Genomic DNA, 23,673 nt, shown 5'->3' with positions numbered 1-23,673 from the left:
TCACCATGAAACAACACACACTGAGCCTGTGGCTCGGTGGGGTGTTGTTCGGCCTGTTAACCTCCGCCGCGCAGGCGGAGCCGTGGACGCTCGAACACACCCTCACCGAAGCCCAGCGCTACTCAGCAGAACTCTCCGCCAGCCGTAACGAAGCGCAGGCGCTGGATGCGATGGCGGATTCCGCCACGCAATTACCTGACCCAAAACTGAAATTCGGTATCGAAAACGTGCCGGTACAGGGCAGCAACGATCGGCGGCTGACGCGCGAAGGGATGACCATGCAGAAGGTTGGCATCATGCAAAGCTACGTCAGCTCAGAGAAGCGGGAACGTAAAGCGCAGACCTTTCAGGCGCAGGCGCGAAGCGTGCTGGCAAAATCCGAGGCCGTCCGCGCCGCGCTTCAGCGTGATACCGCCCAGGCCTGGCTGGATCTGGCGCTGGCCCAGCAGGCGCTGAACACGGCCAGAACGCTGGTCCGCGAAACGGAACGCCAGCGGGGCGTGCAGAAGGCGAGCGTCGGGGCGGGAAGCGCCACGCCGGACAGCGTACTGGCCCTGCAAATGATCCTCAGCGCCATGCGCGACAAAGAGACGCTGGCGCAGCGGGATGTGCAGCTGGCGCAAAGCCGTCTGCTGGAGCTTACGGGGCACGCGATTACGGCGGTTCGCGGTCCGCTGCCGCGCTATCAGCGTCTTCCTGCCGATGAAAAAACGTTGCAGGAGGGGATCGTCAGGCACCCGGAAGTGGAGGCCGCACGACGTGAAGCCGAGACCGCGAAAGCGCGTTCAGCGCAATCTGCCGTGGCGGCGATACCCGATGTGGATGTGGAGGTCTATTACGCCCACCGCGCCGAAGGCTATGACGATATGGCTGGCGTGATGTTCAGCGTGGATCTGCCTTTGTTCCAGTCAAAACGTCAGGACAAGGATTACGCCGCCGATGTTTCCCGCTCAATGCAGGCGGTGGATCAACTGACGCTGCTCAAACGTGAACACATTGCCCAGGTGCAAACGCTGGTGGCGCAGTATCAGGCTGCGCAAACGGTGTGGCAGCGACAGCGGGACGAGGTACTACCGTTGCAGCGTCAGCGGCTGGCGGTGCTGACGGCGCAATATCGCTCTGGACAGTCGGCGCTTCCGGCCCTGCTGGAGGCGCGTCGTGGCGTACTGGATACGGAACTGGCGGTGAACCAGGCGGAGCGCGAAATGGCGCGAACCTGGGCTGCCGTGAACTGGCTGATCCCGCAGGAGCTGGCGCAATGAAAAAAACAACGTTAATGGCGATTGCCATCGCGATAGCTGCCGCTGGCGGCTATTTTGTCGGAAAGAAGCAGACGCATCAGCCGGCTGCGGCTGCACAACCCTCTGAACGTAAGGTGCTTTACTGGTACGACCCTATGGTGCCCGGTCAGCGCTTCGATAAGCCGGGTAAATCCCCCTTTATGGATATGGATCTGGTCCCGCGCTACGCCGATGAAGCACAGGCGGCGTCAGGCGTGGTCATCAGCACTCAACAGCAGCAAAACCTGGGGATGAAAACCGCCAACGTTGAGATGCGCCAGCTGGTTTCGCCGTTCTCGGCCTTTGCCACGGTTGCAACGGATGAACGTAACGTCTCGGTGGTGTCAGCCCCGGCCAATGGCGTGGTGTCAAAATTGTTTGTTAATGCGCCACAGCAGCAGGTGAAAGCCGGAGAGGCGCTGGCGCAACTGTGGATCCCGCAATGGACCACCGCCCAGCAGGAGTATCTCGCGGTTCGTCAGCTTGGCGATGCCGCATTGACCCGCGCCGCACGCGAGCGGCTGGCGTTGCAGTTTATGCCGGAAGAGGTCATTCGTTTGCTGGAGCGTAGCGGTAAGCCGCAGACCACGCTCACCCTGCGCGCTGACCGGGCGGGCTATGTGGTGAAGCTGGACGTGCGGGAAGGGGCGCAAATCACCGCAACGGCGCCGCTGTTTGAGATCGCCAGCCTCGATCCTGTCTGGCTGGTGGTCGACTACCCGCAAACGCAGGCGCAGTCTCTGGCAGTGGGCAGCAACGTGGTAGCAACGTCAGAAAGCTGGCCGGGGGAGCAATTCCACGGCACGGTCAGCGAATTGCTGCCGCAGATGGAGGCGACCACGCGAACCCTGAAAGCCCGTATCGTGCTGGAAAATACCGCACATAAGCTGAAGCCAGGCATGTACCTCTCCGTCAGGCGTGCGGAAGAGATGAAAGGCCCGCCGGTTCTGGCGGTGCCGGAAGAGGCGGTGATTAACAGCGGAGAGTCTGCGCGTCTGCTGCTGGCCACCGGGGACGGTTATTTCCAGCCTGTGACGGTGACAACCGGCCTGACGGCGCAGGGCTGGACGGCGATCCTGTCCGGGGTCAAAGAGGGCGATAAGGTGGTGACGTCCGGGCAATTCCTCATTGATTCCGAAGCCAGCCTGCGTAGCGTGATGCCGGAGGTGACGCCATGATTGCCGCTGTGATTCGCGCCTCGTTGCGTAACCGCCTGCTGGTGATCCTGGCCGCGCTGATCATGGCCGGCTGGGGCTGGTGGGCGGTGCAGCGCGCGCCGCTGGACGCGTTGCCCGATCTGTCTGATGTGCAGGTCATTATCAAAGCGAGTTACCCCGGAAAAGCGCCGCAGGTGATTGAAGATCAGGTGACCTGGCCCCTGACAACCTCCATGTTGTCTGTGCCGGGAGCTAAAACCGTGCGTGGTTTTTCAATGTTTGGTGACGCTTATGTGTACGTGCTGTTTGAGGATGGCACCGATCTCTACTGGGCGCGATCCCGGGTGCTGGAATATTTAAGCCAGGTACAGGCGCAGTTTCCGCCAGGCGTGAAGGTGTCGCTGGGGCCAGATGCGACGGGCGTGGGCTGGATCTACGAATATGCGCTGATCGACCGTAGTGGAAAACACAGCCTGGCAGATCTGCGGGCCCTTCAGGACTGGACGCTTAAGTTCGAGCTTAAGACGGTACCGAATGTATCTGAAGTGGCAAGCATTGGCGGAATGGTGCGTCAGTATCAGATCGTGGCGGACCCGGCGAAGATGCGCGCGCTGAATATTACCCACAGCCAGCTATCCGGCGCGGTGCAGGCCGCCAATAAAGAGAGCGGCGGCGCCCTGCTGGAGATGGGCGAAGCGGAGTATATGGTGCGGACAACGGGCTATTTGCGCTCGCTGGAGGATTTTCGCAATGTGGTGATCGCCAACCGCGATGGCGTACCTGTCCTGCTGAAAGATGTCGCCACCATTGGCATTGGCCCGGAGATCCGCCGGGGCGTGGCGGAGCTTAACGGTGAAGGGGAGGTCGCTGGCGGCGTGATCGTGATGCGCTACGGGCAGAATGCGCTGGAAACGCTTCGTGCGGTAAAAGCGAAACTGAGCGAGCTGCAAAAAACGCTGCCGCAGGGCGTCGAGATTGTTCCGGTCTACGATCGTTCCACGCTGATTGAGGACTCGGTCAAAACGCTGACGCACAAGCTGCTCGAAGAGTTTGCCGTGGTGGTACTGGTGTGCGCGCTGTTCCTTTTCCACCTGCGCTCCGCGCTGGTGGCGATGGTCTCTCTGCCGCTGGGGATCCTCGGTGCTTTTGTGGTGATGCACTATCAGGGCATTAACGCGAATATGATGTCGCTCGGCGGGATCGCCATTGCCATCGGGGCGATGGTGGATGCGGCAATTGTGATGATTGAAAACATGCACAAGGTGCTGGAGCAGTGGCGGCATGATAATCCGGGCAAGGAGCCCGCGTCGGGAGAGTACTGGCGTCTGGCGGAAAAGGCGGCGGTTGAAGTGGGACCGGCGCTGTTTTGCAGCCTGTTAATCATCACGCTGTCATTTATACCGGTTTTTTCGCTGGAAGCGCAGGAGGGGCGAATGTTCTCGCCGCTGGCGTTCACCAAAACCTGGTCGATGGCCGTGGCCGCCGGGCTTGGGATCACCCTGGTGCCGGTGCTAATGGGCTTCTTCATTCGCGGGAAAATCCCGGATGAGAAGGCAAACCCGATCAACCGCCTCCTGATCCGCCTGTATGAGCCACTGCTGGACAAGGTGCTGACCTTCCCGAAAATGACGTTGGCACTGGCATGTCTGCTGCTGATCGCCACACTGTGGCCGCTGAGCCGCCTGGGCAGCGAATTTATGCCGCCGCTGGATGAAGGGGATTTACTCTATATGCCCTCCACGCTGCCGGGGATCTCTGCTCGCGAGGCATCGCGGCTGCTTCAGCAGACGGACCGCTTGATCAAAAGCGTACCGGAGGTCGCGAGCGTGTTTGGCAAAGCCGGTCGCGCGGAGTCGGCAACCGATCCCGCGCCATTAACCATGCTGGAAACAACCATTCACTTTAAGCCCCGCGAGCAGTGGCGGCCAGGAATGACGCCGCAAAAGCTGGTGGAGGAGCTTGATAAAACCGTGTCGCTGCCGGGTATTGCCAATGTGTGGGTGCCGCCTGTCCGTAACCGCCTGGACATGCTGGCAACCGGGATCAAAAGCCCTGTCGGCATTAAGGTGAACGGCAATAATATTGCCGACATTGAGCGCGTGGCCCGGCAGATTGAGCAGGTGGTGAAGGACGTTCCTGGCGTCTCCTCTGCGCTGGCGGAGCGTCTGGAAGGCGGGCGCTATGTGGATATACGTATCGACCGGCAAAAAGCCGCGCGCTACGGCGTTTCCGTCGATGAACTGCAAAGCCTGGTCTCCACGCTGGTCGGGGGTGAAAACATTGGCGAGGTGATCCAGGGACGCGAGCGGTATCCCATCAACCTGCGTTATCCCCGCGATTTGCGTGATAACGTCGACACGTTGCGGGTGTTGCCGGTAGTGACCGCCAGCGGTAACCAGGTGGCGCTGGGGGAATTGGCCGATATCGTCGTGACGGAAGGCCCACCGATGCTCAAAAGTGAAAACGCGCGCCTTTCCAGCTGGATCTACGTGGACTTGCGCGGGCGCGATCTGAAGTCCGCCGTGGATGAAATGCAAAAACGGGTGGAGGAGAAGGTGGTATTGCCGCAGGGCGTGTCTCTCTCCTGGTCCGGGCAGTTTGAATATCTGGAACGGGCGATCGCGACGCTCAAAATAGTTTTACCTGTCACGCTGATGATTATATTCGTCCTTTTATGGTTAACCTTCAGGCGGATATCAAATGTCTTGATAATAATGGGGACATTGCCGTTCGCGCTTATTGGGGGCGTGTGGTTACTGTGGCTGCTTGAATATAATTTGTCAGTGGCGGGGGCCGTTGGCTTTATCGCCCTTTCCGGAGTGGCGGCAGAATTCGGCGTAATTATGGTTCTTTATTTGAATCATGCGCTCGATAAATATCACAGGCTGGAGCCAGAAGGGGGAAATACGGTGCTGATGCGGGCGATCCACGAAGGTGCCGTGCTGCGCGTGCGTCCGAAGGTGATGACGGTCGCCACTATTATGGCAGGACTGCTGCCCATCATGTGGGGGAGTGGGAGTGGCTCGGAGGTGATGCAACGTATTGCCGCGCCGATGATTGGTGGCATGGTAACGGCACCGTTATTGTCGATGTTAGTTATTCCCGCACTCTACAAATTGTTACATCAACGTTAAATATGTCAACTGCATGTGCTTATTGAGGCATGCAGTTTATGTATCCTCAGATTATTCCCAGGAACGGGATGGTAATTAGGAATAACACCCATGCTGTTAAGCGTTCATTCAAGTATTCTGTGTTAAGGTCTGCACCGAATACTAAATATGGTAATGGCATTGTGATTGTACGAATTAAATTTCCCCTGATTTTATTGTTTATTATTGGGCAGTTATCGTTTGCGTCTGCGGTTAATGCAGACAGCAATACAGCGGATAAAGGCTGGTTCACCACCTTCACGGATAACGTCGCGCAAACATGGAATGAGCCTGAGCATTACGATCTCTATATTCCGGCCATTACGTGGCATGCACGTTTTGCCTACGATAAAGAAAAAACTGACCGTTATAACGAGCGTCCGTGGGGGGGCCGGCTTCGGTCAGTCTCGCTGGGATGAAAAAGGTAACTGGCATGGCCTGTACCTGATGGCGTTTAAGGACTCCTACAATAAATGGGAGCCTATTGGTGGCTACGGCTGGGAAAAAACCTGGCGTCCGTTATCAGACGACAACTTCCGTCTGGGGCTGGGCTATACGGCAGGGTTCACGGCGCGTGATAACTGGAAATACATTCCTGTTCCGGTACTGCTGCCGCTTGCCTCCATCGGCTATGGTCCGGCAACGTTTCAGATGACCTACATACCGGGTACCTATAACAACGGTAACGTTTACTTTGCCTGGATGCGGTTTCAGTTTTAACTGAATTTTTCTGCTAAATCGGCCAAAAAACGCACAGGCATTGAAATGTAAAGGATAAAAATCGAACAGCGAAAATTAACGCGACTTTTGTCACTTTTTATCAAAGATCCGCTGGACAAAACGCCTCACAATTGTTGTACTGATACCCGACACAGCATTTGTGTCGTTTTTTAATGTAAAGGTAATTTTGATGTCTAAGATTAAAGGTAACGTTAAGTGGTTTAATGAGTCCAAAGGATTCGGTTTCATTACTCCTGAAGATGGCAGCAAAGACGTGTTCGTACACTTCTCTGCAATCCAGTCTAATGGTTTCAAAACTCTGGCTGAAGGTCAGCGCGTAGAGTTCGAAATCACTAACGGTGCCAAAGGCCCTTCTGCTGCTAACGTAATCGCTCTGTAATTCAGACGCGTCAGCAAGAATTTCAAAACCCGCTCAATGAGCGGGTTTTTTTCGTTCTGAATCAACCAATAAGATAGATCTTCAGGAAGCTGGCGATGATCGCGACGCTTAGCAATACCATACCCACGCCTGACAGAGTTTCTTTCATGCTATCACCCTCGTTCAATATTGAGCCAAGAGTGACAGAGAAAAATTAAGCCAACATTAAGGTTGCCGTGCTTACTGTCCGCTGGCGGAGGAAAATAACCAGAATGCGATCGCAGTCATCGCAAACGAGCCAAGCATGTTAACGGCAATGTTCGTCAGCGCCCAGCCCATCCGGCCTTCCTGAAACAGAAACACCACCTCCGCAGAGAAGGTAGAAAACGTTGTTAAGCCGCCGCAGAAACCAGTTGTAATCAGAACCTTCCACATAGGGTCGATGTTGGTCATGCGATTAAACCAGGCCAGCCCCATCCCAATAATAAACGCCCCGATCAGATTTGCCGCCAGTGTCCCCATCGGAATAGCCTGATGCAGAGGGTTAAACCGCATGCTTAAGAGCCACCGCGCAACGCTACCCGTGCCTCCACCAATAAAAACGGCTATAAGTAGTTGTAACACTGTCAATACCTGCTATTTGCTGTGTAAGTGCGTCGAGTGTAACGCTGTTTTTAACCGGGAGACAATTATGTATGTTGCAGTAGGGCAGTTCGCGGTGACGCCGGACTGGAATGAAAACGCGGAAAAATGCGTCTCCCTGATGCATCAGGCGAAGCAAAAGGGGGCGTCGTTGCTGGTACTTCCCGAGGCGTTACTGGCCCGTGATGATGGCGATCCAGACCTGTCGGTAAAGTCTGCGCAAACGCTGGAAGGGGCGTTTCTGAAACGACTGCTGGCCGAAAGCGTTGGCAACACGCTCACCACCATCTTGACGGTCCATATTCCGTCCTCGCCGGGGCGCGCGGTAAACACGCTGGTGGCGATACGTGAGGGTGCCATCGTCGCGAGCTACGCCAAACTTCATCTGTATGATGCGTTCAGCGTTCAGGAGTCGCGCCTGGTCGATCCGGGGAGTGTAATTCCGCCGCTGATTGAGGTCGAGGGTTTTAAGATTGGCCTGATGACCTGCTACGATATCCGTTTTCCCGAGCTGGCGCTGAACCTGGCATTGCAGGGGGCCGAGGTGCTGGTTCTGCCTGCCGCGTGGGTCAAAGGACCGCTTAAGGAGCATCACTGGGCGACGCTGCTGGCAGCACGTGCGCTGGATACCACCTGTTACGTGGTAGCCGCGGGTGAATGTGGTAACAAAAATATCGGGCAGAGCAGGGTTGTCGATCCGCTGGGGGTGACGGTTGCGGCAGCAGCGGAGACGCCTGCGTTATTGCTGACGGAGATAATTTCCGCCCGAATAGCGCTTGCGCGTCAGCAATTACCTGTTCTGCGCAACCGCAGGTTTGCGCCACCGCAATTAATGTGATGTTTTTTTCAACAATGCTTGATTCACCTTGTTACAGATTGCTATTGTGTGCACGCGCCAAATGACCGTTAATACGTTCAGGTTTTTTGGCGGAATGCAGCCTGTTTCATGTAAAGAAGGTATTTATGGGTGAGATTAGTATTACCAAACTGCTGGTGGTTGCCGCACTGGTCGTCCTGCTGTTCGGTACCAAGAAGTTACGCACGCTGGGTGGAGACCTGGGTGCTGCCATTAAGGGCTTTAAGAAAGCAATGAACGATGACGACGCGGCAGCAAAGAAAAGCGCCGAAGATGACATCACTGCACAGAAGCTTTCACACAAAGAGTAATGGCAATGCTGCAAGGCTTGCATAAAAAAACCGGCTCACGAGGCCGGTTTTTTGTTTTACTGTAAATAAATTTTACAGCTTTATTTCACTTCTTCGCCCTTCGCCTGCATATCGGCGTGATAAGAGGAGCGAACAAACGGACCGCACGCGGCATGGGTAAAGCCCATCGCCATCGCTTCGGCTTTCATTTCATCGAACTCATCCGGGCTCACGTAACGCTGTACAGGCAGGTGGTGACGGCTTGGCTGGAGGTACTGGCCCAGCGTCAGCATGGTGACGCCGTGGCGGCGCAGATCGCGCATCACTTCAATGATCTCAGCGTTGGTTTCACCCAGGCCGACCATCAGGCCGGACTTGGTTGGAATATGCGGATGGGCTTCTTTAAAGCGCTCCAGCAGCTTCAGCGACCAGTTGTAGTCTGCACCGGGACGTACCTGACGGTAGATACGCGGTACATTCTCCAGGTTGTGGTTGAACACATCTGGTGGCGTCGCGGTCAGGATATCGAGCGCGCGATCCATACGGCCACGGAAGTCTGGCACCAGCGTCTCAATCTTAATGTTCGGGCTTTTTTCGCGGATGGCGGTAATACAGTCAGCAAAATGCTGAGCACCGCCATCGCGCAGATCGTCACGGTCAACGGAGGTGATAACAACATAACGCAGCGCCATATCGGCAATCGTCTGCGCCAGTTTTTGCGGTTCGTTTGCGTCAGGCGCAACAGGACGGCCATGGGCAACGTCACAGAACGGACAGCGGCGGGTGCAGATGGCACCCAGAATCATAAATGTCGCGGTACCGTGATTGAAACATTCAGCAAGGTTAGGGCAGGAGGCCTCTTCACAGACAGAGTGAAGGCCATTTTTGCGCATCGCCGCTTTGATCCCCTGGATACGCGAAGAGTCGGCCGGAAGTTTGATTTTCATCCATTCCGGTTTTCTTAACAGCGCCTCGCGCTCTGTAGCCACGTTTTTAACCGGGATAAGGGCCATTTTATCGGCATCGCGGTATTTAACACCGCGTTCCATCACAATGGGTTTACTCATAGCGTGCGTGTTCCAGTTGCGAATATCGAAGGAAAGCGTTTCAATTCAAGGGAATGTTGTAATTATCAACTATTTTTGAACGAACGACAGGCAGTATATCATTTAAAGGGGCGATAAAGCAGCCTGCCAGGTCGCCAATTTGTAAAATAGTTGTTGTTTTGTGCCTTTTGCCCCGCTTGCGGCAGGGGCTTGTGCTGAAAGGCGGGATCAGAACGCCTGGCGGATCACGTTAATGACGTTTTCCAGCACCGGATCGCGCAGGCTTAGCTTGTTGTAATGCAGTGAGATTTCAACAGATTCCGTCGTAAGTTGACTCAATGGAATGCTCTCCAGCGGCCAGCACTTTTGAAGCAGAGTGAAGAGACGCACAGGCATAATACAGAGCAAATCGCTGCTGCCAATCAGGGCCGCGAGGGTAAACATATTGTAACTGCTGAAGCTGATCAGACGGTCCGGGAACAGTTCGTCAATACGCTGGCGCAGCGGATCCGGACCCTGTCCCTCGGACATAAAGGTTGCATGTTCGTAATGACGCAAATTTTCAGGCGTCAAAGCTGCGCCCAATGCAGGATGATTCTGACGACACACGAGCGCCAGAGAGTCGGTATAGAGAACGTTATGCCCTAATGCCCTGGCCGCGAAGCTGTTGCTGTCGATGATCAGGTCCGTCTGGAATTGTGCCAGCTGAGTTTCCGGATCGTTAACGGGCACGTTGCGGATCAGCAGCTGTGGCGCATGCTGTTTAACAGCCTGGTAAATAGCGGGCATGACCAGAACGCCCACAGAGGGAGAGGTGCCTATGGTGATGGTTCGTTGCTTATCGTAACTGCCGGTGAGATCCAGCGCGCCCAGAATCGATTCCAGACCCTGGCTGATGTACTCATGCAGATGGGTGGCGTACGCGGTGGGGGTTACGCCCTGGCCTTTACGAATAAATAAGGGATCGGGAAATATCGCGCGCAATTTTTGAATTGACTGGCTAATAGCGGAGGGCGTGAGATTAAGAATTTTCGCAGCATTAACGATACCTTTGTGGACATATACCGCCTCAAAAATAGTCAATAAATTGAGATCAATATTACGTAAAGTCCGGAAAATTTGCGGCTTATCTTCGCCGCTGGTTTCATTCAGGCGTTTGGCTGGTAAATTAGTAGGCTCCACGCTCTTACTCCGTATCCATTCACAATATGAATGATAGTTGAATTTATTTATTATGCTTGCAGAGATTCGTAAAGTGTTTCGTAAGTTTCCCTTGTTTATCGAAAACAAGCAGTTGGGTGATTATCACGCACGTTACACGATACCCGGTGATGGTACTATTAAGGTTCTAATTAATATGGGACGCTAATATATGGGCGACTCGAAAATATAGAATATGCGGTTTATTGTAAAGCGTAAATGCGGCAATTAAGCAGTGGCTGGTCAAATAACCGAACCACTGCCGGAAGTGTGTTAAGCAGCAATATATTCGTAGTCAGGATTGTTAAGCAGCGCTAAAAACTTCTTCAGAAGCACGGGGCGGATATTCTCAGGGGTGGCGGTATCGACCCACTGGCGCATTTGCGTCATTTCCATACCGGCATACCCGCATGGGTTGATGCGCTGGAAAGGGGTCAGATCCATATTGATATTCAGCGCCAGCCCGTGGAACGAGCAGCCTTTACGGATACGCAGCCCCAGCGAACAGATCTTCATCTCTCCCACGTAGACGCCCGGGGCATCGGCGCGAGGGTGAGCATCGATACCGTACTCAGCGAGCGTGTTCACCACGGTTTGTTCCAGTAAGGTCACGAGCTCACGCACGCCCAGCTTTCTGCGTTTCAGGTTAAGCAGGACATACATGACCTGCTGGCCCGGGCCGTGGTAGGTTACCTGTCCACCGCGATCGCTCTGGATCACCGGGATATCACCCGTCATCAATAAATGTTCGGCTTTTCCTGCCTGGCCTTGAGTAAACACCGGCAAGTGTTCAACCAGCCAGATTTCATCAGGGGTGGTGTCATCGCGCATATCGGTAAACTCATGCATAGCCTGAGAGACTGGCTCGTAAGGCTGTAGCCCAAGATGGCGGACAAGAATTTTATCCTGGTACAAAAGGACGTCTCCGAAGACAAGGGAGAATAGGTAACGGGGAGTATATCACAGCGGGGAAGTGGGTTACCCGGCAAACCGGGTAACCGCTGAGGGACTACAGCACCATACGAACAATTTCGATATTGCCGAGCTCTTCGTACAGCGTCTCAACCTGCTCAATGTGTGTCGCAGTGATGGTGATTGAGACCGAGTGGTAGTTACCTTTGCTGCTCGGTTTGACTGATGGAGAGTAGTCGCCCGGCGCATGGCGCTGTACCACTTCAACCACCTGATCAACCAGCTCAGGTTTCGCCAGACCCATTACTTTGTAAGTAAAAGGGGTAGGGAATTCAAGCAGTTCGTTAAGTTTGGTTTTCATGTCAGCTCCGGCGTGTGTGTAAAAAATAATAACTCCCGCCACGGGGCGGGAGTTTTACTGATACGTAGTATATGGGGATCAAAATCACACTTTCAAGTGTTCAATTTTTAACCAAACCAGTGATGGAACATCAGCTTAATGTAATCAATGATTTTGCCGAAGAAATTGCCTTCAGGAATTTCCTCCAGCACCACCAGCGGGCGCTGATCGATGGTTTTGCCATCCAGCTGGAAGTTAATCGTACCCACGACCTGATTCTTTTGCAGCGGGGCGTGCAGCTCGGTGGTATTCAGCACGTAGCTGGCTTTCAGATCTTTCATACGACCGCGTGGGATCGTCAGATAGAGATCTTTGTCCACGCCCAGGGAAGCGCGATCGTTATCGCCAAACCAGACAGGTTCAGAGGCAAATTCTTTACCGGCTTTCAGCGGGTTCACGGTTTCGAAGAAGCGGAAGCCCCAGGTCAGCAGCTTTTTGCTTTCCGTTTCGCGGCCTTTAAACGTACGTCCCCCCATCACGGCAGAGATCAGACGCATCTGGCCTTCAGTGGCGGAGGCCACCAGGTTATAGCCGGCTTTATCGGTGTGGCCAGTTTTGATGCCGTCGACGTTCAGGCTGTTGTCCCACAGCAGGCCGTTACGGTTGGTCTGACGAATGCCGTTGAAGGTGAACTCTTTCTCTTTGTAGATAGAGTACTCGTTTGGCACATCGCGGATCAGCGCCTGACCGATCAGCGCCATGTCACGCGCGGAACTGTACTGACCTTCGGCGTCCAGGCCGTGAACGGTCTGGAAGTGGCTGTTTTTCAGGCCCAGGGCGGAGACGTAGCTGTTCATCAGGCCCACAAACGCGTCCTGGCTGCCCGCTGCAAAATCGGCCATGGCCACGCAGGCGTCGTTACCGGACTGCAAGTTGATGCCACGGATAAGCTGAGAGACCGGAACCTGCATGCCTGGCTTCAGGAACATCAGCGATGAACCTTTGAACACCGGGTTGCCGGTTGCCCACGCATCATTACCGATGGTCACCAGGTCGGTTTCTTTGAATTTGCCTGCTTTCATGGCCTGGCCGATAACATAGCTGGTCATCATTTTGGTCAGGCTGGCCGGATCGCGGCGGGCATCGGCGTTCTGTTCTGCCAGAACTTTGCCGGAGTTGTAATCAATCAGGATGTAGGATTCCGCGTCGATCTGCGGAACGCCAGGGATCATGGTCTTGATGTTCAGGTCGTCCGCGTGAGCTGCGGAGAACGCAGCAGCGCAAAGGGCCGTGGTCAGCGCCATGCGCTGCACAAAACGAGCAGAAAAAGTGGTCTTCATGGTCAGAACTACGACATCCGTGATGGAATTAAAAAAAGTGCCTTACTATAGCAAATGCTATACGGGCAGGCATCCGACTTTCATCATGAGAGTGTTAACGTGCTTTACACAAACTGACATTTCGGATACCACCGAATAATTATTTTGCAACAGCGATAAACGACTGGAGCTGCGCCTCGCTCTGCAAACGCTGTTGCAGGGACGCTGCCTGCGATTTGCTGGCAAACGGACCCATCTGGATACGCCATACCGCACCGTTTTGCTCAACGCGGCCTGGCACGCCAAACTGCTTGCTTAAACGCTGCTGATATTGCTCTGCACGGGTCCGATCGCTGACGGCGCCAACCTGAACCACGTAGCTGCCGCTCGCCGTCGCAGGCGCCGCAGTCTGCGTAGCAGCAGGCGCGGTCACCGGGGCGGCTTGTGTAGCGGGTGCAGCAGCGACGGGCGCAGGCGCTGGGGCAGGTTCATTTGATTCAATCACGCCCGGCGCTAACGTGGTGGGTGCGCCAAGGAAACCACTGCTTTTCACCGGGGCGCCGGTCGCGTCTTCACTTTGCAGCGTATCGTTGCTGATAGCACGCACTTCACCCTGCGGCTGTGCGGGCTCTGCCGGCGTTGAAGCCCCCCCCATACCACCGCTCAGATCCGGGCGAGCGGGCAGGGCATAGGTCTGTTTCGCGACCGTGGTACAGGCCGTGCCCGGGCCAGACAGTGAACCATCCTGCGCCACGATAATCGGGTCGATACGCACTTTAGTATTGTTTGAGGTGTTCAGACGGTCGGCAGCCGCGCGGGACAGGGAGATCACGCGATCGGTGCCGTAAGGACCGCGATCGTTGATACGCACCACGATCATTCGGCCATTCGCCAGGTTAGTGATGCGTGCATAGCTCGGGACAGGCAACGTCGGGTGTGCCGCCGTGATCTGCATCGGATCGAAGGTTTCACCCGACGCGGTCAGATTGCTGCCGGGCTCAGCGTCATAGATGGCAGCAAAGCCAGCCTGGCTGAAACGGGAAGGATCCTGAACGATTTTATAGCTTTTACCGTCGCGCTGATAATCCTGATTCACGCTGGCGTTCAGCGGTTCATAAACGGGATCGGCACCGCTAATCTCAACAATCGGGCCATTACAGACCGCAGGCTGCGGCGGCGCGACGGTTGCCTGTTGCTGACCATCATCACTTGTACAGGCGGCAAGTAAACTTGCTGCGATACAGATCCCCAGCCACTGCTTACGCATTGCGATCCCCTTATTTTTATACGCTTTTGGACAACATTTTCCTGTGGGTATGGATCGACATGACGATACCAAACCCGGCCATCAACACGATCAGTGCCGAGCCCCCGTAACTCACCAGCGGCAGCGGTACGCCAACAACCGGCAGAATACCACTCACCATACCAATATTTACGAAGACATAAACGAACAAAATCAACATTAATCCGCCTGCCATCACGCGACCAAAGGTGGTTTGCGCGCGCGCGGCAATCCACAAACCTCGCATGATCAGCAGCACGTAGAGTGCAAGCAGCACCAGGATGCCAACCAGCCCTAACTCCTCAGCCAGAACGGCAAAGATAAAGTCGGTGTGGCGTTCCGGTAAAAATTCGAGCTGCGACTGCGTACCGTGCAGCCAGCCTTTACCACGCAGGCCTCCGGAGCCAATCGCAATCTTCGACTGAATAATATGATAGCCTGCGCCCAGCGGATCGGTCTCGGGATCGAGCAGCATCATAACGCGCTGACGCTGGTAATCATGCATCAGGAAGAACCAGAGGATAGGGATAAACGCGGCAACCAGCACCACGGCGATACCAATCAGACGCCAGCTCAGGCCGGACAGGAACAGGACGAACAGGCCGGAGAGCGCGATAAGAATTGAAGTACCGAGGTCCGGCTGTGCGGCCACGAGCAGCGTCGGCAGGAAAATCAGCACCAGCGCAATGGCGGTATTTTTCAACGACGGCGGGCAGACGTCGCGGTTAATAAAGCGCGCCACCATCAGCGGGACGGCGATTTTGGCGATTTCCGACGGCTGGAAGCGGACAATCCCCAGATCCAGCCAGCGTTGCGCCCCTTTCGAGATGGCGCCGAAAGCATCTACTGCCACCAACAAAATAATACAGAAAATATAGAGATAGGGCGCCCAGCCCTCGTACACGCGCGGCGGTATTTGCGCCATCACCACCATAATGACCAGACCCATGGCGATCTGGCCGATTTTACGCTCCATCATGCCGATATCCTGGCCGCTGGCGCTCCAGATAACGAGGGCGCTATAGACCAGCAGAGCCAGCAGGATCAGCAGCATGGCAGGGTCGATGTGGATCTTGTCCCACAGCGATTTTTTATTCGGATTATCCGTCATGATTATTGGTCCTCCGCCGCAGCGGCTGCCGGGTTTTCAGCTGGCAGTTCGGTGTTGTTGTCACCCAGCATGATGTGGTCGAGGATTTGACGCATGATGGTACCCACCGCCGGGCCTGCGCCGCCGTTCTCAAGAATCATCGCCACCGCAACCTGCGGGTTATCATAAGGGGCAAACGCCGTCATGAGCTTGTGGTCACGCAGACGTTCGGCAATTTTATGTGCGTTATAAGTTTCATTCGCTTTCAGACCGAAGACCTGAGCCGTACCTGATTTCGCGGCTACCTTATACGGTGCGCCAGCGAAATATTTGTGCGCCGTCCCGTTAGGGCGGTTGGCTACACCGTACATGCCGTCTTTCGCGATTTCCCAGTACCCGGAATGAATGTCACCCACCGGCGGTTCGTGCGGCTGTATCCACGGCACTTTTTTGCCGTCTTCAACGGTGCTTTGAAGCAGGTGCGGCACTTTCACAACGCCATCGTTAATGAGGATCATCATCGCCTTGTTCATTTGCAGCGGCGTTGCCGTCCAGTAGCCCTGGCCGATCCCTACCGGAATGGTGTCACCCTGATACCAGGGTTTTTTAAAGCGCTTCAGCTTCCATTCGCGGGTTGGCATGTTGCCGGAACGCTCTTCCGCCAAATCTATGCCGGTGTAATGCCCGTAGCCGAATTTGCTCATCCATTCAGACAGACGGTCAATACCCATGTCGTAGGCGACCTGATAGAAGAAGGTATCCGCCGACTCCTCCAGTGATTTGGTCACGTTCAGATGGCCGTGGCCCCATTTTTTCCAGTCGCGGTAGCGTTTCTCAGAGCCAGGCAACTGCCACCAGCCGGGGTCAAACAGACTGGTATTACGGGTGATGACGCCCGCGCTCAGCGCAGACACGGCAACATACGGTTTAACCGTTGAAGCTGGAGGATAAACCCCCTGCGTCGCGCGGTTCACCAGCGGCGTGTTTGGATCGTTGAGCAGGCCGGAGTAATCCTTGCTGGAGATGCCATCCACGAACAGGTTCGGATCGTAGCTTGGCATCGAAACCATCGCCAGAATGCCGCCGGTACGCGGGTCGGTCACAATAACCGCAGCACGGCTACCCGCCAGCAGCGTTTCGATATACTGCTGGAGCTTCAGGTCGAGCGTCAGATAGACGTCATGTCCCGCCTGCGGGGGAACCTCTTTCAGCTGACGGATCACGCGGCCACGGTTGTTAACTTCAACCTCTTCATACCCGGTCTGACCGTGCAGCACATCTTCGTAATAACGTTCGATCCCCAGCTTGCCAATATCATGGGTTGCGGCGTAGTTAGCCAGCTTGCCGTCTTTATCAAGGCGTTCGACGTCTTTATCGTTGATTTTGGAGACGTAACCAATGACGTGCGTCAGCGCGGAGCCGTAAGGATAGTAGCGGCGTTTATAGCCTTTGACTTCCACACCGGGGAAACGGTACTGGTTAACGGCAAAACGGGCGACCTGCACTTCCGTCAGGTTGGTTTTTACCGGAATGGAGGTGAAGCGGTGAGAACGTGCGCGCTCTTTTTTGAACGCAGCGATATCGTCATCAGTCAGGTCGACAACGCTTCTCAGCGCGTTCAGGGTATCCTGCACGTTATCCACTTTCTCGGGCATCATCTCTATCTGGTAGATGGTGCGATTAAGCGCCAGCGGCGTGCCGTTACGATCGTAGATAATGCCGCGGCTGGGCGCGATGGGCACCAGCTTGATACGGTTTTCGTTTGAGCGGGTCTGGTAATCGGTATAGCGGACAATTTGCAGATTATAGAGGTTGGCGATCAGCACGCCGGTAAGCAGCAAAATCCCCGTAAAGGCGACCAGCGCCCGGCGCACAAACAGCGCGGACTCAGCCGTATAGTCGCGAAAAGAATTCTGTAGTTTCATCCGCTGCTTAAATTACCCTGGTCAGTCATTACTCGCGGTGATAAGGGTGGTTGGTAGTGATGCTCCATGCGCGATACAAACTTTCTGCCACGAGAACCCGTACAAGCGGGTGGGGCAGCGTCAGCGCCGAGAGTGACCAACTTTGTTCTGCTGCCGCTTTGCAGGCGGGAGATAACCCCTCTGGTCCGCCAATCAACAGACTGACGTCCCGACCATCCTGCTTCCAGCGCTCCAGTTCGTGCGCCAGCTGCGGCGTATCCCAGGGTTTGCCCGGGATATCGAGGGTCACGATGCGGTTTTTGCCTGCGGCAGCCAGCATCAGTTCTCCCTCTTTATCGAGAATACGTTTGATATCTGCGTTCTTGCCGCGCTTTCCTGCTGGGATCTCCACCAGTTCGAACGGCATATCTTTTGGGAAACGACGCAGATACTCAGTAAAACCGGTTTGTACCCAGTCCGGCATTTTGGTGCCGACGGCGACCAGTTGCAACTTCACGCATTAACCCCAGAGTTTTTCCAGCTCATACAGGCGACGGCTCTCTTCCTGCATGACGTGGACAATCACATCGCCGAGATCGACAACCACCCAGTCAGCGGTCGCTTCACCTTCAACGCCCAGCGGAAGCAGCCCTGCCGCGCGCGATTCCTGAACAACATGGTCAGCAATCGAAACAACGTGACGAGTTGAGGTCCCGGTGCAGATGATCATGCAGTCGGTGATGCTGGATTTACCCTTAACGTCGATAGCGATGATGTCCTGACCTTTCAGGTCATCAATTTTGTCGATAACAAAATCCTGGAGTGCTTTACCCTGCAAGTTTTCCCCCTGGGTGAATGAGATTGTACAACTATGAATTCGTGGTCAGTCAGTATACCTGAACTGACGCCAGTCGCGGGACAAATGTCACCGCCCGGCTTTTGAAGGCGGGTATCATCCCACCCTCCGCCTGATATTGCATCGCCATTTATGTAAAACAATTTCTGTAAAGCAGCGATCGGCGGGAAAGTCTGGCAGCGGAGGATATCAGTATGGCTTAGCCTGTCAAGGCAGGATAATCATTAACGGACAATTTCGCCGGCGATGCTCAGACATCTGTACTTTTCTGATACAGACCGTGTGCGTGGATATAGGCCAGCACGGGCGAGGGGAGGAGATCGTCACAGTCTAAACCCTGCTGGAGACGCTCGCGGATGAGGGTTGCGGAAATATCAAACCACGGCGTTTCAGCGAGATAAATTTTCCCGGCGGGGAGACTGTGCAGGTCTTCTATATTGTCCGTCAGATGCGCGTCAAGCCACTGCTGTTGCTGTGCGTCGCGCATGGTCAGCGGGTAGCCCGGACGGCGGCAGACCAGCAGATGACTGTTTTCCAGAATGGTTTCGTACTGGTACCAGCTGGGAAAGTTGAGCAAGGAATCCTGGCCGATGATAAACGCCAGCGGTTTCATGGGCCCTTGCTCAGCGCGCCACTCCCGCAGCGTTTGCGATGTCCAGGAAGGGGTATCTCTGCGCAGTTCACGCTCATCCAGCGTGAAGAGAGGCTTATCGGCGATAGCCAGTGCGAGCATCGCTTTACGCTGCTCGCTGGTTGCTTCTGGCTGAGGACGGTGCGGCGGAACATTGTTGGGCATGATGATTACCCGCTGCAACCCAATCAAATTCGCGAGGATTTCTACCGGCTTAAGATGCCCATAGTGTACCGGGTCGAAGGTCCCGCCATACATTGCCTGTAAAGAATGCATATCACCCATCGATAAATACGTCTGCCAGCGCCTTATGGCAGAGCAGCAAAGAGAGGCTCTCCAGCTCCGCCCAGACAGACTGGCCGTAATCCTGTTTTAACGTCAGTTCGGCGCGCATCAGAAGTTGTACTGCCTGACGCAACTGCTCCTGGCTCAGGCGGTTTATCGCCTCCGTGGTCATCGCCCGACGGTTTTGCCAGACGCGATGTTTGTCGAATAAGGCGCGCAGGGGCGTGTGTGCTGACTGGCGTTTAAGGTTGTTCAGCAGCAGTAATTCGCGCTGGAGCGTACGGAGCAGAATGACCGGCTCACTCCCTTCCAGGCGCAGCTGTTGCAGGATGTGCAGAGCACGCTTACTTTTCGCCGACAGCAGCGCATCAACCCAGTGGAAGGGGGTAAAGTGCGCGGCATCATTCACCGCCTGTTCCACGCGCGGCAGCGTCAGCTTACCATCGGGCCACAGCAGGGCGAGCCTGTCCAGCGCCTGCGCCAGTGCCAGAAGGTTGCCTTCGTAGCAGTAGCACAGGAGCTGACTGGCGGCCTCATCCAGCTGCAAATTGTGCTGCTTTGCTCGCGCGGCAACCCATTTTGGCAGATGCGCCTGCTCTGGCGTCTGGCAGGTGACCAGCACCGCACTGGGGGCTAGCCGGGTAAACCAGGCCGCGTTTTCCTGCGCTTTTGTGAGTTTGTTGCCGCGTACGATAAGCAGAAGATCGCCGTGTAACAAACTCACCAGCATAGCCAGCTGTTCATTGATGGCAGCGTTAGGACCATTCTCCGGCAGCAGGATCTGGATTGTCTGACGAGAGGCAAACAGGCTCATGGCCTGACAAAGCGAGAAGATAGCGTTCCAGTCGGTACTGTTATCGATCTGGAACGTATGATGCTCATCGAAACCCTGTGCGGCTGCCGCATGGCGAACCGCATCAAGGCTTTCCTGAAGTAACAGGGGGTCATTGCCGAGTAGCAGATAGGCCGCGCGCAGCCCTTCGTTGAGCTGCGCGCGGAGTTGTTCAGGATACAACCTGATCATCAGTTACCCAGAGACGTTGGCATATCCGGCGTGCGGGCATCCGGTGTTTCGATGACGTCAGCGCCTTTTTTCGTCGACGCGGCAATGGTAGGCAGCTTACGGATCAGCTGCTCCGCAGCCTTATCGTACATCTCTTTGATGATAATCTGCTCTTCGGCGTCTTTCGCCAGCGCCGTCTGCGGGTTATCGAAGAACGAACGGTAGACTTTGGTACTGATAGGGTAAATATCTTTACCCGGTATCAGAACAGCCGCGCTAACGGTCAGCACCATCTGATATTCCGCCGTCCGCCCATCCTGGAAAATTGACGCAGTGTCTTTTGCCAGCGTTGATTTCAGGACGCGAAGCGAAGGAACATCCTGACGCAGGGTTCCCTTCTCGATCAGCTCAACATCGTTCAAACGCAGCTGGTTACGAATGGCCCGGCTCAGCGGTCCGTTCGGATCGGATGAGTCGAAGATCATTGTTTTCATCTGAGCAGGCACTGCCGTGGTGTTGCGCAGGTGCCAGCCGCAGCCAGCGGTGACCAGCACCGCCAGAGATAAGAGTATTGTTGCCAGTTGTCGCACGTTTCCTCCCGCGCTTAGCCAACGACCAGATTCAGCAGTTTACCAGGTACGTAGATCACTTTACGTACGGTAACGCCCTCAAGGTATTTCGCGACCAGATGCTCCTGGCCTGCGCGCTCGCGAACCTGTTCTTCGGTTGCGTCGACCGCGACGGTAATTTTACCGCGCACTTTACCGTTAACCTGCACCACCACCAGCGTGGTGTTTTCCACCATAGCGGATTCATCCGCCACTGGCCACGGCGCGTTGTCGATATCGCCTTCGCCTTTCAGCTCCTGCCACAGGGTGAAGCTAACGTGCGGCGTGAACGGGTTAAGCATGCGAACGACCGCCAGCAGCGCTTCACGCATTAAGGCGCGATCCTGCTCGCCGTCCTGCGGGGCTTTCGCCAGCTTGTTCATCAGTTCCATAATAGCCGCAATTGCGGTATTGAAGGTCTGACGACGACCAATATCATCGGTGACTTTCGCAATGGTTTTATGAACATCACGACGCAGCGCCTGCTGATCTTCGCTCAGTGCAGCCACGTTCAGCGCTGGCGCATCACCCTGAGAGGTGTGCTCGTACACCAGTTTCCAGACGCGTTTCAGGAAGCGGTTTGCCCCTTCAACGCCGGATTCCTGCCATTCCAGCGTCATATCTGCCGGGGAGGCGAACATCATGAACAGACGCACGGTGTCAGCGCCGTAACGCTCAACCATTACCTGCGGGTCGATACCGTTATTTTTCGACTTGGACATCTTGCTCATGCCGGTATACACCAGTTCATGACCTTCGGCGTCTTTCGCCTTCACGATACGGCCTTTCTCGTCGCGCTCCACAATCGCATCAACCGGAGAAACCCAGTTACGCTCGCCGTTCGCGCCAACGTAGTAGAACGCATCTGCCAGCACCATACCCTGACACAGCAGCTGTTTTGCCGGCTCGTCGGAGTTGACGAGGCCTGCGTCACGCATCAGTTTGTGGAAGAAGCGGAAGTAGAGCAGGTGCATGATGGCGTGTTCAATGCCACCGATGTAGATGTCTACCGGCAGCCAGTAGTTTGCTGCATCGGAATCCAGCATGCCTTCTTTGTACTGCGGGCAGGTGTAGCGCGCATAGTACCAGGAGGATTCCATAAAGGTGTCGAAGGTGTCGGTTTCACGCAGCGCTGGCTGACCGTTGACGGTGGTTTTCGCCCACTCAGGATCGGCTTTGATCGGGCTGGTGATGCCGTCCATGACCACGTCTTCCGGCAGGATCATCGGCAGCTGATCTTCCGGCGTTGGCATCACGGTGCCATCTTCCAGAGTCACCATTGGGATTGGCGCACCCCAGTAACGCTGACGGGAAACGCCCCAGTCGCGCAGACGGTAGTTCACTTTACGCTCGCCCACGCCCAGGGAGGCCAGCTTGTCGGCGATGGCGTTGAAGCCTTCTTCGAAGCTCAGGCCGCTGAACTCACCGGAGTTAAACAGGGTGCCTTTTTCAGTCAGCGCTTGCTCAGAGAGATCGGGCTCAGAGCCGTCAGCAGCAAGAATAACAGGCTTGATGGTCAGGCCGTATTTGGTGGCAAATTCGTAGTCGCGCTGGTCGTGACCCGGCACGGCCATCACTGCGCCTGTGCCGTATTCCATCAGTACGAAGTTGGCTGCCCAGACAGGGATCGCTTCGCCCGTCAGCGGGTGAATGGCTTTAAAGCCGGTATCAACGCCTTTTTTCTCCATCGTCGCCATGTCGGCTTCGGCCACTTTAGTATTGCGGCATTCGTCGATGAAGGTCGCCAGTTCCGGATTGTTTTCTGCCGCTTTCTGCGCCAGCGGGTGACCTGCGGCCACGGCCAGGTAGGTCGCGCCCATGAAGGTGTCCGGACGGGTGGTATAGACGGTCAGGGTCTGGTCGTAGTTCTCAACGTTGAAGGTAATTTCCACACCTTCGGAACGGCCGATCCAGTTGCGCTGCATGGTCTTAACGGTATCTGGCCAGTGGTCCAGATTATCCAGATCGTTCAGCAGTTCGTCAGCGTAGGCGGTGATTTTGATAAACCACTGCGGGATCTCTTTACGCTCTACTTTGGTGTCGCAGCGCCAGCAGCAGCCGTCGATAACCTGTTCGTTCGCGAGAACGGTCTGGTCATTCGGGCACCAGTTAACGGCAGAGGTCTTCTTGTACACCAGGCCTTTTTTATACAGCTCGGTGAAGAATTTCTGCTCCCAGCGGTAGTATTCCGGGGTACAGGTTGCCAGCTCGCGGCTCCAGTCATAGCCGAAGCCCAGCATTTTCAGCTGGTTTTTCATGTACGCGATGTTGTCGTACGTCCACGGAGCCGGTGCCGTGTTGTTTTTCACCGCCGCGCCTTCAGCAGGCAGGCCGAACGCATCCCAGCCGATAGGCTGAAGAACGTTTTTGCCCAGCATACGCTGGTAGCGCGCAATCACGTCACCGATGGTGTAGTTACGCACGTGGCCCATGTGTAGTCGACCAGAAGGATAGGGAAGCATCGACAGGCAGTAATACTTCTCTTTGCTCTCGTCTTCGGTTACTTCAAAGGTGCGCTTCTCGTCCCAGTGTTGCTGGACTTTTGATTCTATCTCTTCCGGGCGGTATTGCTCTTGCATGGCAGCCAGTGGTCCTGTGTTCAATACAGCTACAAATGTAGCCAATGGATGTGGTAATTCAGATCCGCATAGCATAGCCCAAACGCCCGCGTCAAAACAGCCTTTCACGCAAATGCACTTTGCAGGAATTTACCGGGTC

Annotated in this window: 21 protein-coding genes and 1 pseudogene; 7 read left to right on the top strand and 15 right to left on the bottom strand. The window is 55.3% G+C overall.

Going from position 1 to position 23,673, the window contains the following annotated elements; translation table 11 throughout:
- Window positions 1-5 precede the first annotated feature (5 nt).
- The 5 genes and pseudogenes from SK62_RS14850 to cspE all read left to right on the top strand — a co-directional run bounded on the left by SK62_RS14850 (window position 6) and on the right by cspE (window position 6,709).
- Window positions 6-1,262 (top strand): TolC family protein, encoded by a 1,257-nt coding sequence (locus SK62_RS14850; RefSeq protein ID WP_023303289.1) that lies wholly within the window; start codon window positions 6-8, stop codon window positions 1,260-1,262.
- A complete protein-coding gene (locus tag SK62_RS14845) occupies window positions 1,259-2,458 on the top strand; it encodes an efflux RND transporter periplasmic adaptor subunit (RefSeq protein WP_032103118.1) in 1,200 nt (399 codons plus the stop codon). The genes SK62_RS14850 and SK62_RS14845 overlap by 4 nt, the downstream gene beginning before the upstream one ends.
- A complete protein-coding gene (locus SK62_RS14840) occupies window positions 2,455-5,571 on the top strand; it encodes an efflux RND transporter permease subunit (protein WP_047718631.1) in 3,117 nt (1,038 codons plus the stop codon). Before SK62_RS14845 ends, SK62_RS14840 begins: the two co-directional genes overlap by 4 nt.
- A 188-nt stretch (window positions 5,572-5,759) precedes the next feature.
- A pseudogene (gene pagP / locus SK62_RS14835) lies at window positions 5,760-6,309 on the top strand (lipid IV(A) palmitoyltransferase PagP).
- Between the two features lie 190 nt (window positions 6,310-6,499).
- Entirely contained in the window at window positions 6,500-6,709 is a 210-nt protein-coding gene (gene cspE / locus SK62_RS14830; protein ID WP_002439184.1) for a transcription antiterminator/RNA stability regulator CspE, read from the top strand.
- A gap of 219 nt (window positions 6,710-6,928) precedes the next feature.
- Here the strand turns inward: cspE and crcB are convergent, their stop codons facing one another.
- Complete coding sequence (gene crcB / locus SK62_RS14825) at window positions 6,929-7,312, bottom strand: fluoride efflux transporter CrcB (protein ID WP_032103121.1); 384 nt, start codon at window positions 7,310-7,312, stop codon at window positions 6,929-6,931.
- Between the two features lie 67 nt (window positions 7,313-7,379).
- Here crcB and SK62_RS14820 point away from each other — a divergent pair, with 67 nt between their 5' ends.
- Together SK62_RS14820 and tatE are read left to right on the top strand one after the other, a co-directional pair.
- Entirely contained in the window at window positions 7,380-8,168 is a 789-nt protein-coding gene (locus SK62_RS14820) for a deaminated glutathione amidase (RefSeq protein ID WP_032103123.1), read from the top strand.
- Between the two features lie 125 nt (window positions 8,169-8,293).
- Window positions 8,294-8,497 (top strand): twin-arginine translocase subunit TatE, encoded by a 204-nt coding sequence (gene tatE / locus SK62_RS14815; RefSeq protein ID WP_003858723.1) that lies wholly within the window; start codon window positions 8,294-8,296, stop codon window positions 8,495-8,497.
- A gap of 80 nt (window positions 8,498-8,577) precedes the next feature.
- Here tatE and lipA read toward each other — a convergent pair whose 3' ends face one another.
- The 14 genes from lipA to leuS all read right to left on the bottom strand — a co-directional run bounded on the left by lipA (window position 8,578) and on the right by leuS (window position 23,534).
- A complete protein-coding gene (gene lipA / locus SK62_RS14810; RefSeq protein ID WP_006809637.1) occupies window positions 8,578-9,543 on the bottom strand; it encodes a lipoyl synthase in 966 nt (321 codons plus the stop codon).
- 207 nt (window positions 9,544-9,750) lie between these two features.
- Entirely contained in the window at window positions 9,751-10,704 is a 954-nt protein-coding gene (locus tag SK62_RS14805) for a YbeF family transcriptional regulator (RefSeq protein WP_017694314.1), read from the bottom strand.
- Window positions 10,705-10,995: 291 nt separating this feature from the next.
- Window positions 10,996-11,637 (bottom strand): lipoyl(octanoyl) transferase LipB, encoded by a 642-nt coding sequence (gene lipB, locus SK62_RS14800; RefSeq protein WP_017694313.1) that lies wholly within the window; start codon window positions 11,635-11,637, stop codon window positions 10,996-10,998.
- A gap of 94 nt (window positions 11,638-11,731) precedes the next feature.
- A complete protein-coding gene (gene ybeD / locus SK62_RS14795) occupies window positions 11,732-11,995 on the bottom strand; it encodes a DUF493 family protein YbeD (protein WP_003858718.1) in 264 nt (87 codons plus the stop codon).
- Window positions 11,996-12,102: 107 nt separating this feature from the next.
- On the bottom strand, window positions 12,103-13,314 hold the full coding sequence (gene dacA, locus SK62_RS14790) for a D-alanyl-D-alanine carboxypeptidase DacA (protein WP_003858714.1): 1,212 nt from the start codon (window positions 13,312-13,314) through the stop codon (window positions 12,103-12,105).
- A 139-nt stretch (window positions 13,315-13,453) separates the two neighbouring features.
- Window positions 13,454-14,560, bottom strand: a complete 1,107-nt coding sequence (gene rlpA, locus SK62_RS14785; RefSeq protein ID WP_032652961.1) for an endolytic peptidoglycan transglycosylase RlpA — start codon at window positions 14,558-14,560, stop codon at window positions 13,454-13,456.
- Between the two features lie 16 nt (window positions 14,561-14,576).
- Window positions 14,577-15,689, bottom strand: a complete 1,113-nt coding sequence (mrdB, locus tag SK62_RS14780; RefSeq protein WP_015571139.1) for a peptidoglycan glycosyltransferase MrdB — start codon at window positions 15,687-15,689, stop codon at window positions 14,577-14,579.
- 2 nt (window positions 15,690-15,691) lie between these two features.
- Complete coding sequence (gene mrdA / locus SK62_RS14775) at window positions 15,692-17,593, bottom strand: peptidoglycan DD-transpeptidase MrdA (RefSeq protein WP_015571138.1); 1,902 nt, start codon at window positions 17,591-17,593, stop codon at window positions 15,692-15,694.
- A gap of 28 nt (window positions 17,594-17,621) precedes the next feature.
- On the bottom strand, window positions 17,622-18,089 hold the full coding sequence (rlmH, locus tag SK62_RS14770; protein WP_003858701.1) for a 23S rRNA (pseudouridine(1915)-N(3))-methyltransferase RlmH: 468 nt from the start codon (window positions 18,087-18,089) through the stop codon (window positions 17,622-17,624).
- Between the two features lie 3 nt (window positions 18,090-18,092).
- Window positions 18,093-18,410 carry a ribosome silencing factor gene (gene rsfS / locus SK62_RS14765; protein WP_003858696.1) on the bottom strand — a complete coding sequence of 106 codons (318 nt, stop codon included), beginning with the start codon at window positions 18,408-18,410 and terminating at the stop codon, window positions 18,093-18,095.
- 268 nt (window positions 18,411-18,678) lie between these two features.
- Complete coding sequence (nadD, locus tag SK62_RS14760) at window positions 18,679-19,344, bottom strand: nicotinate-nucleotide adenylyltransferase (protein WP_047718630.1); 666 nt, start codon at window positions 19,342-19,344, stop codon at window positions 18,679-18,681.
- Window positions 19,337-20,368 carry a DNA polymerase III subunit delta gene (holA, locus tag SK62_RS14755; RefSeq protein ID WP_032671314.1) on the bottom strand — a complete coding sequence of 344 codons (1,032 nt, stop codon included), beginning with the start codon at window positions 20,366-20,368 and terminating at the stop codon, window positions 19,337-19,339. Before holA ends, nadD begins: the two co-directional genes overlap by 8 nt.
- A complete protein-coding gene (gene lptE / locus SK62_RS14750) occupies window positions 20,368-20,937 on the bottom strand; it encodes an LPS assembly lipoprotein LptE (RefSeq protein WP_045615085.1) in 570 nt (189 codons plus the stop codon). The genes holA and lptE overlap by 1 nt, the downstream gene beginning before the upstream one ends.
- Before the next feature lie 14 nt (window positions 20,938-20,951).
- On the bottom strand, window positions 20,952-23,534 hold the full coding sequence (gene leuS, locus SK62_RS14745) for a leucine--tRNA ligase (RefSeq protein WP_048249657.1): 2,583 nt from the start codon (window positions 23,532-23,534) through the stop codon (window positions 20,952-20,954).
- Window positions 23,535-23,673 lie beyond the last annotated feature (139 nt).

The sequence above is a fragment of the Enterobacter sp. BIDMC109 genome, assembly GCF_001037885.1.
GTDB classification, from domain to species: Bacteria; Pseudomonadota; Gammaproteobacteria; order Enterobacterales; family Enterobacteriaceae; genus Enterobacter; species Enterobacter hormaechei_C.
The sequence above is the reverse complement of the archived record's forward strand: the minus strand, read 5'-3'. Positions and strand labels throughout refer to the sequence as shown.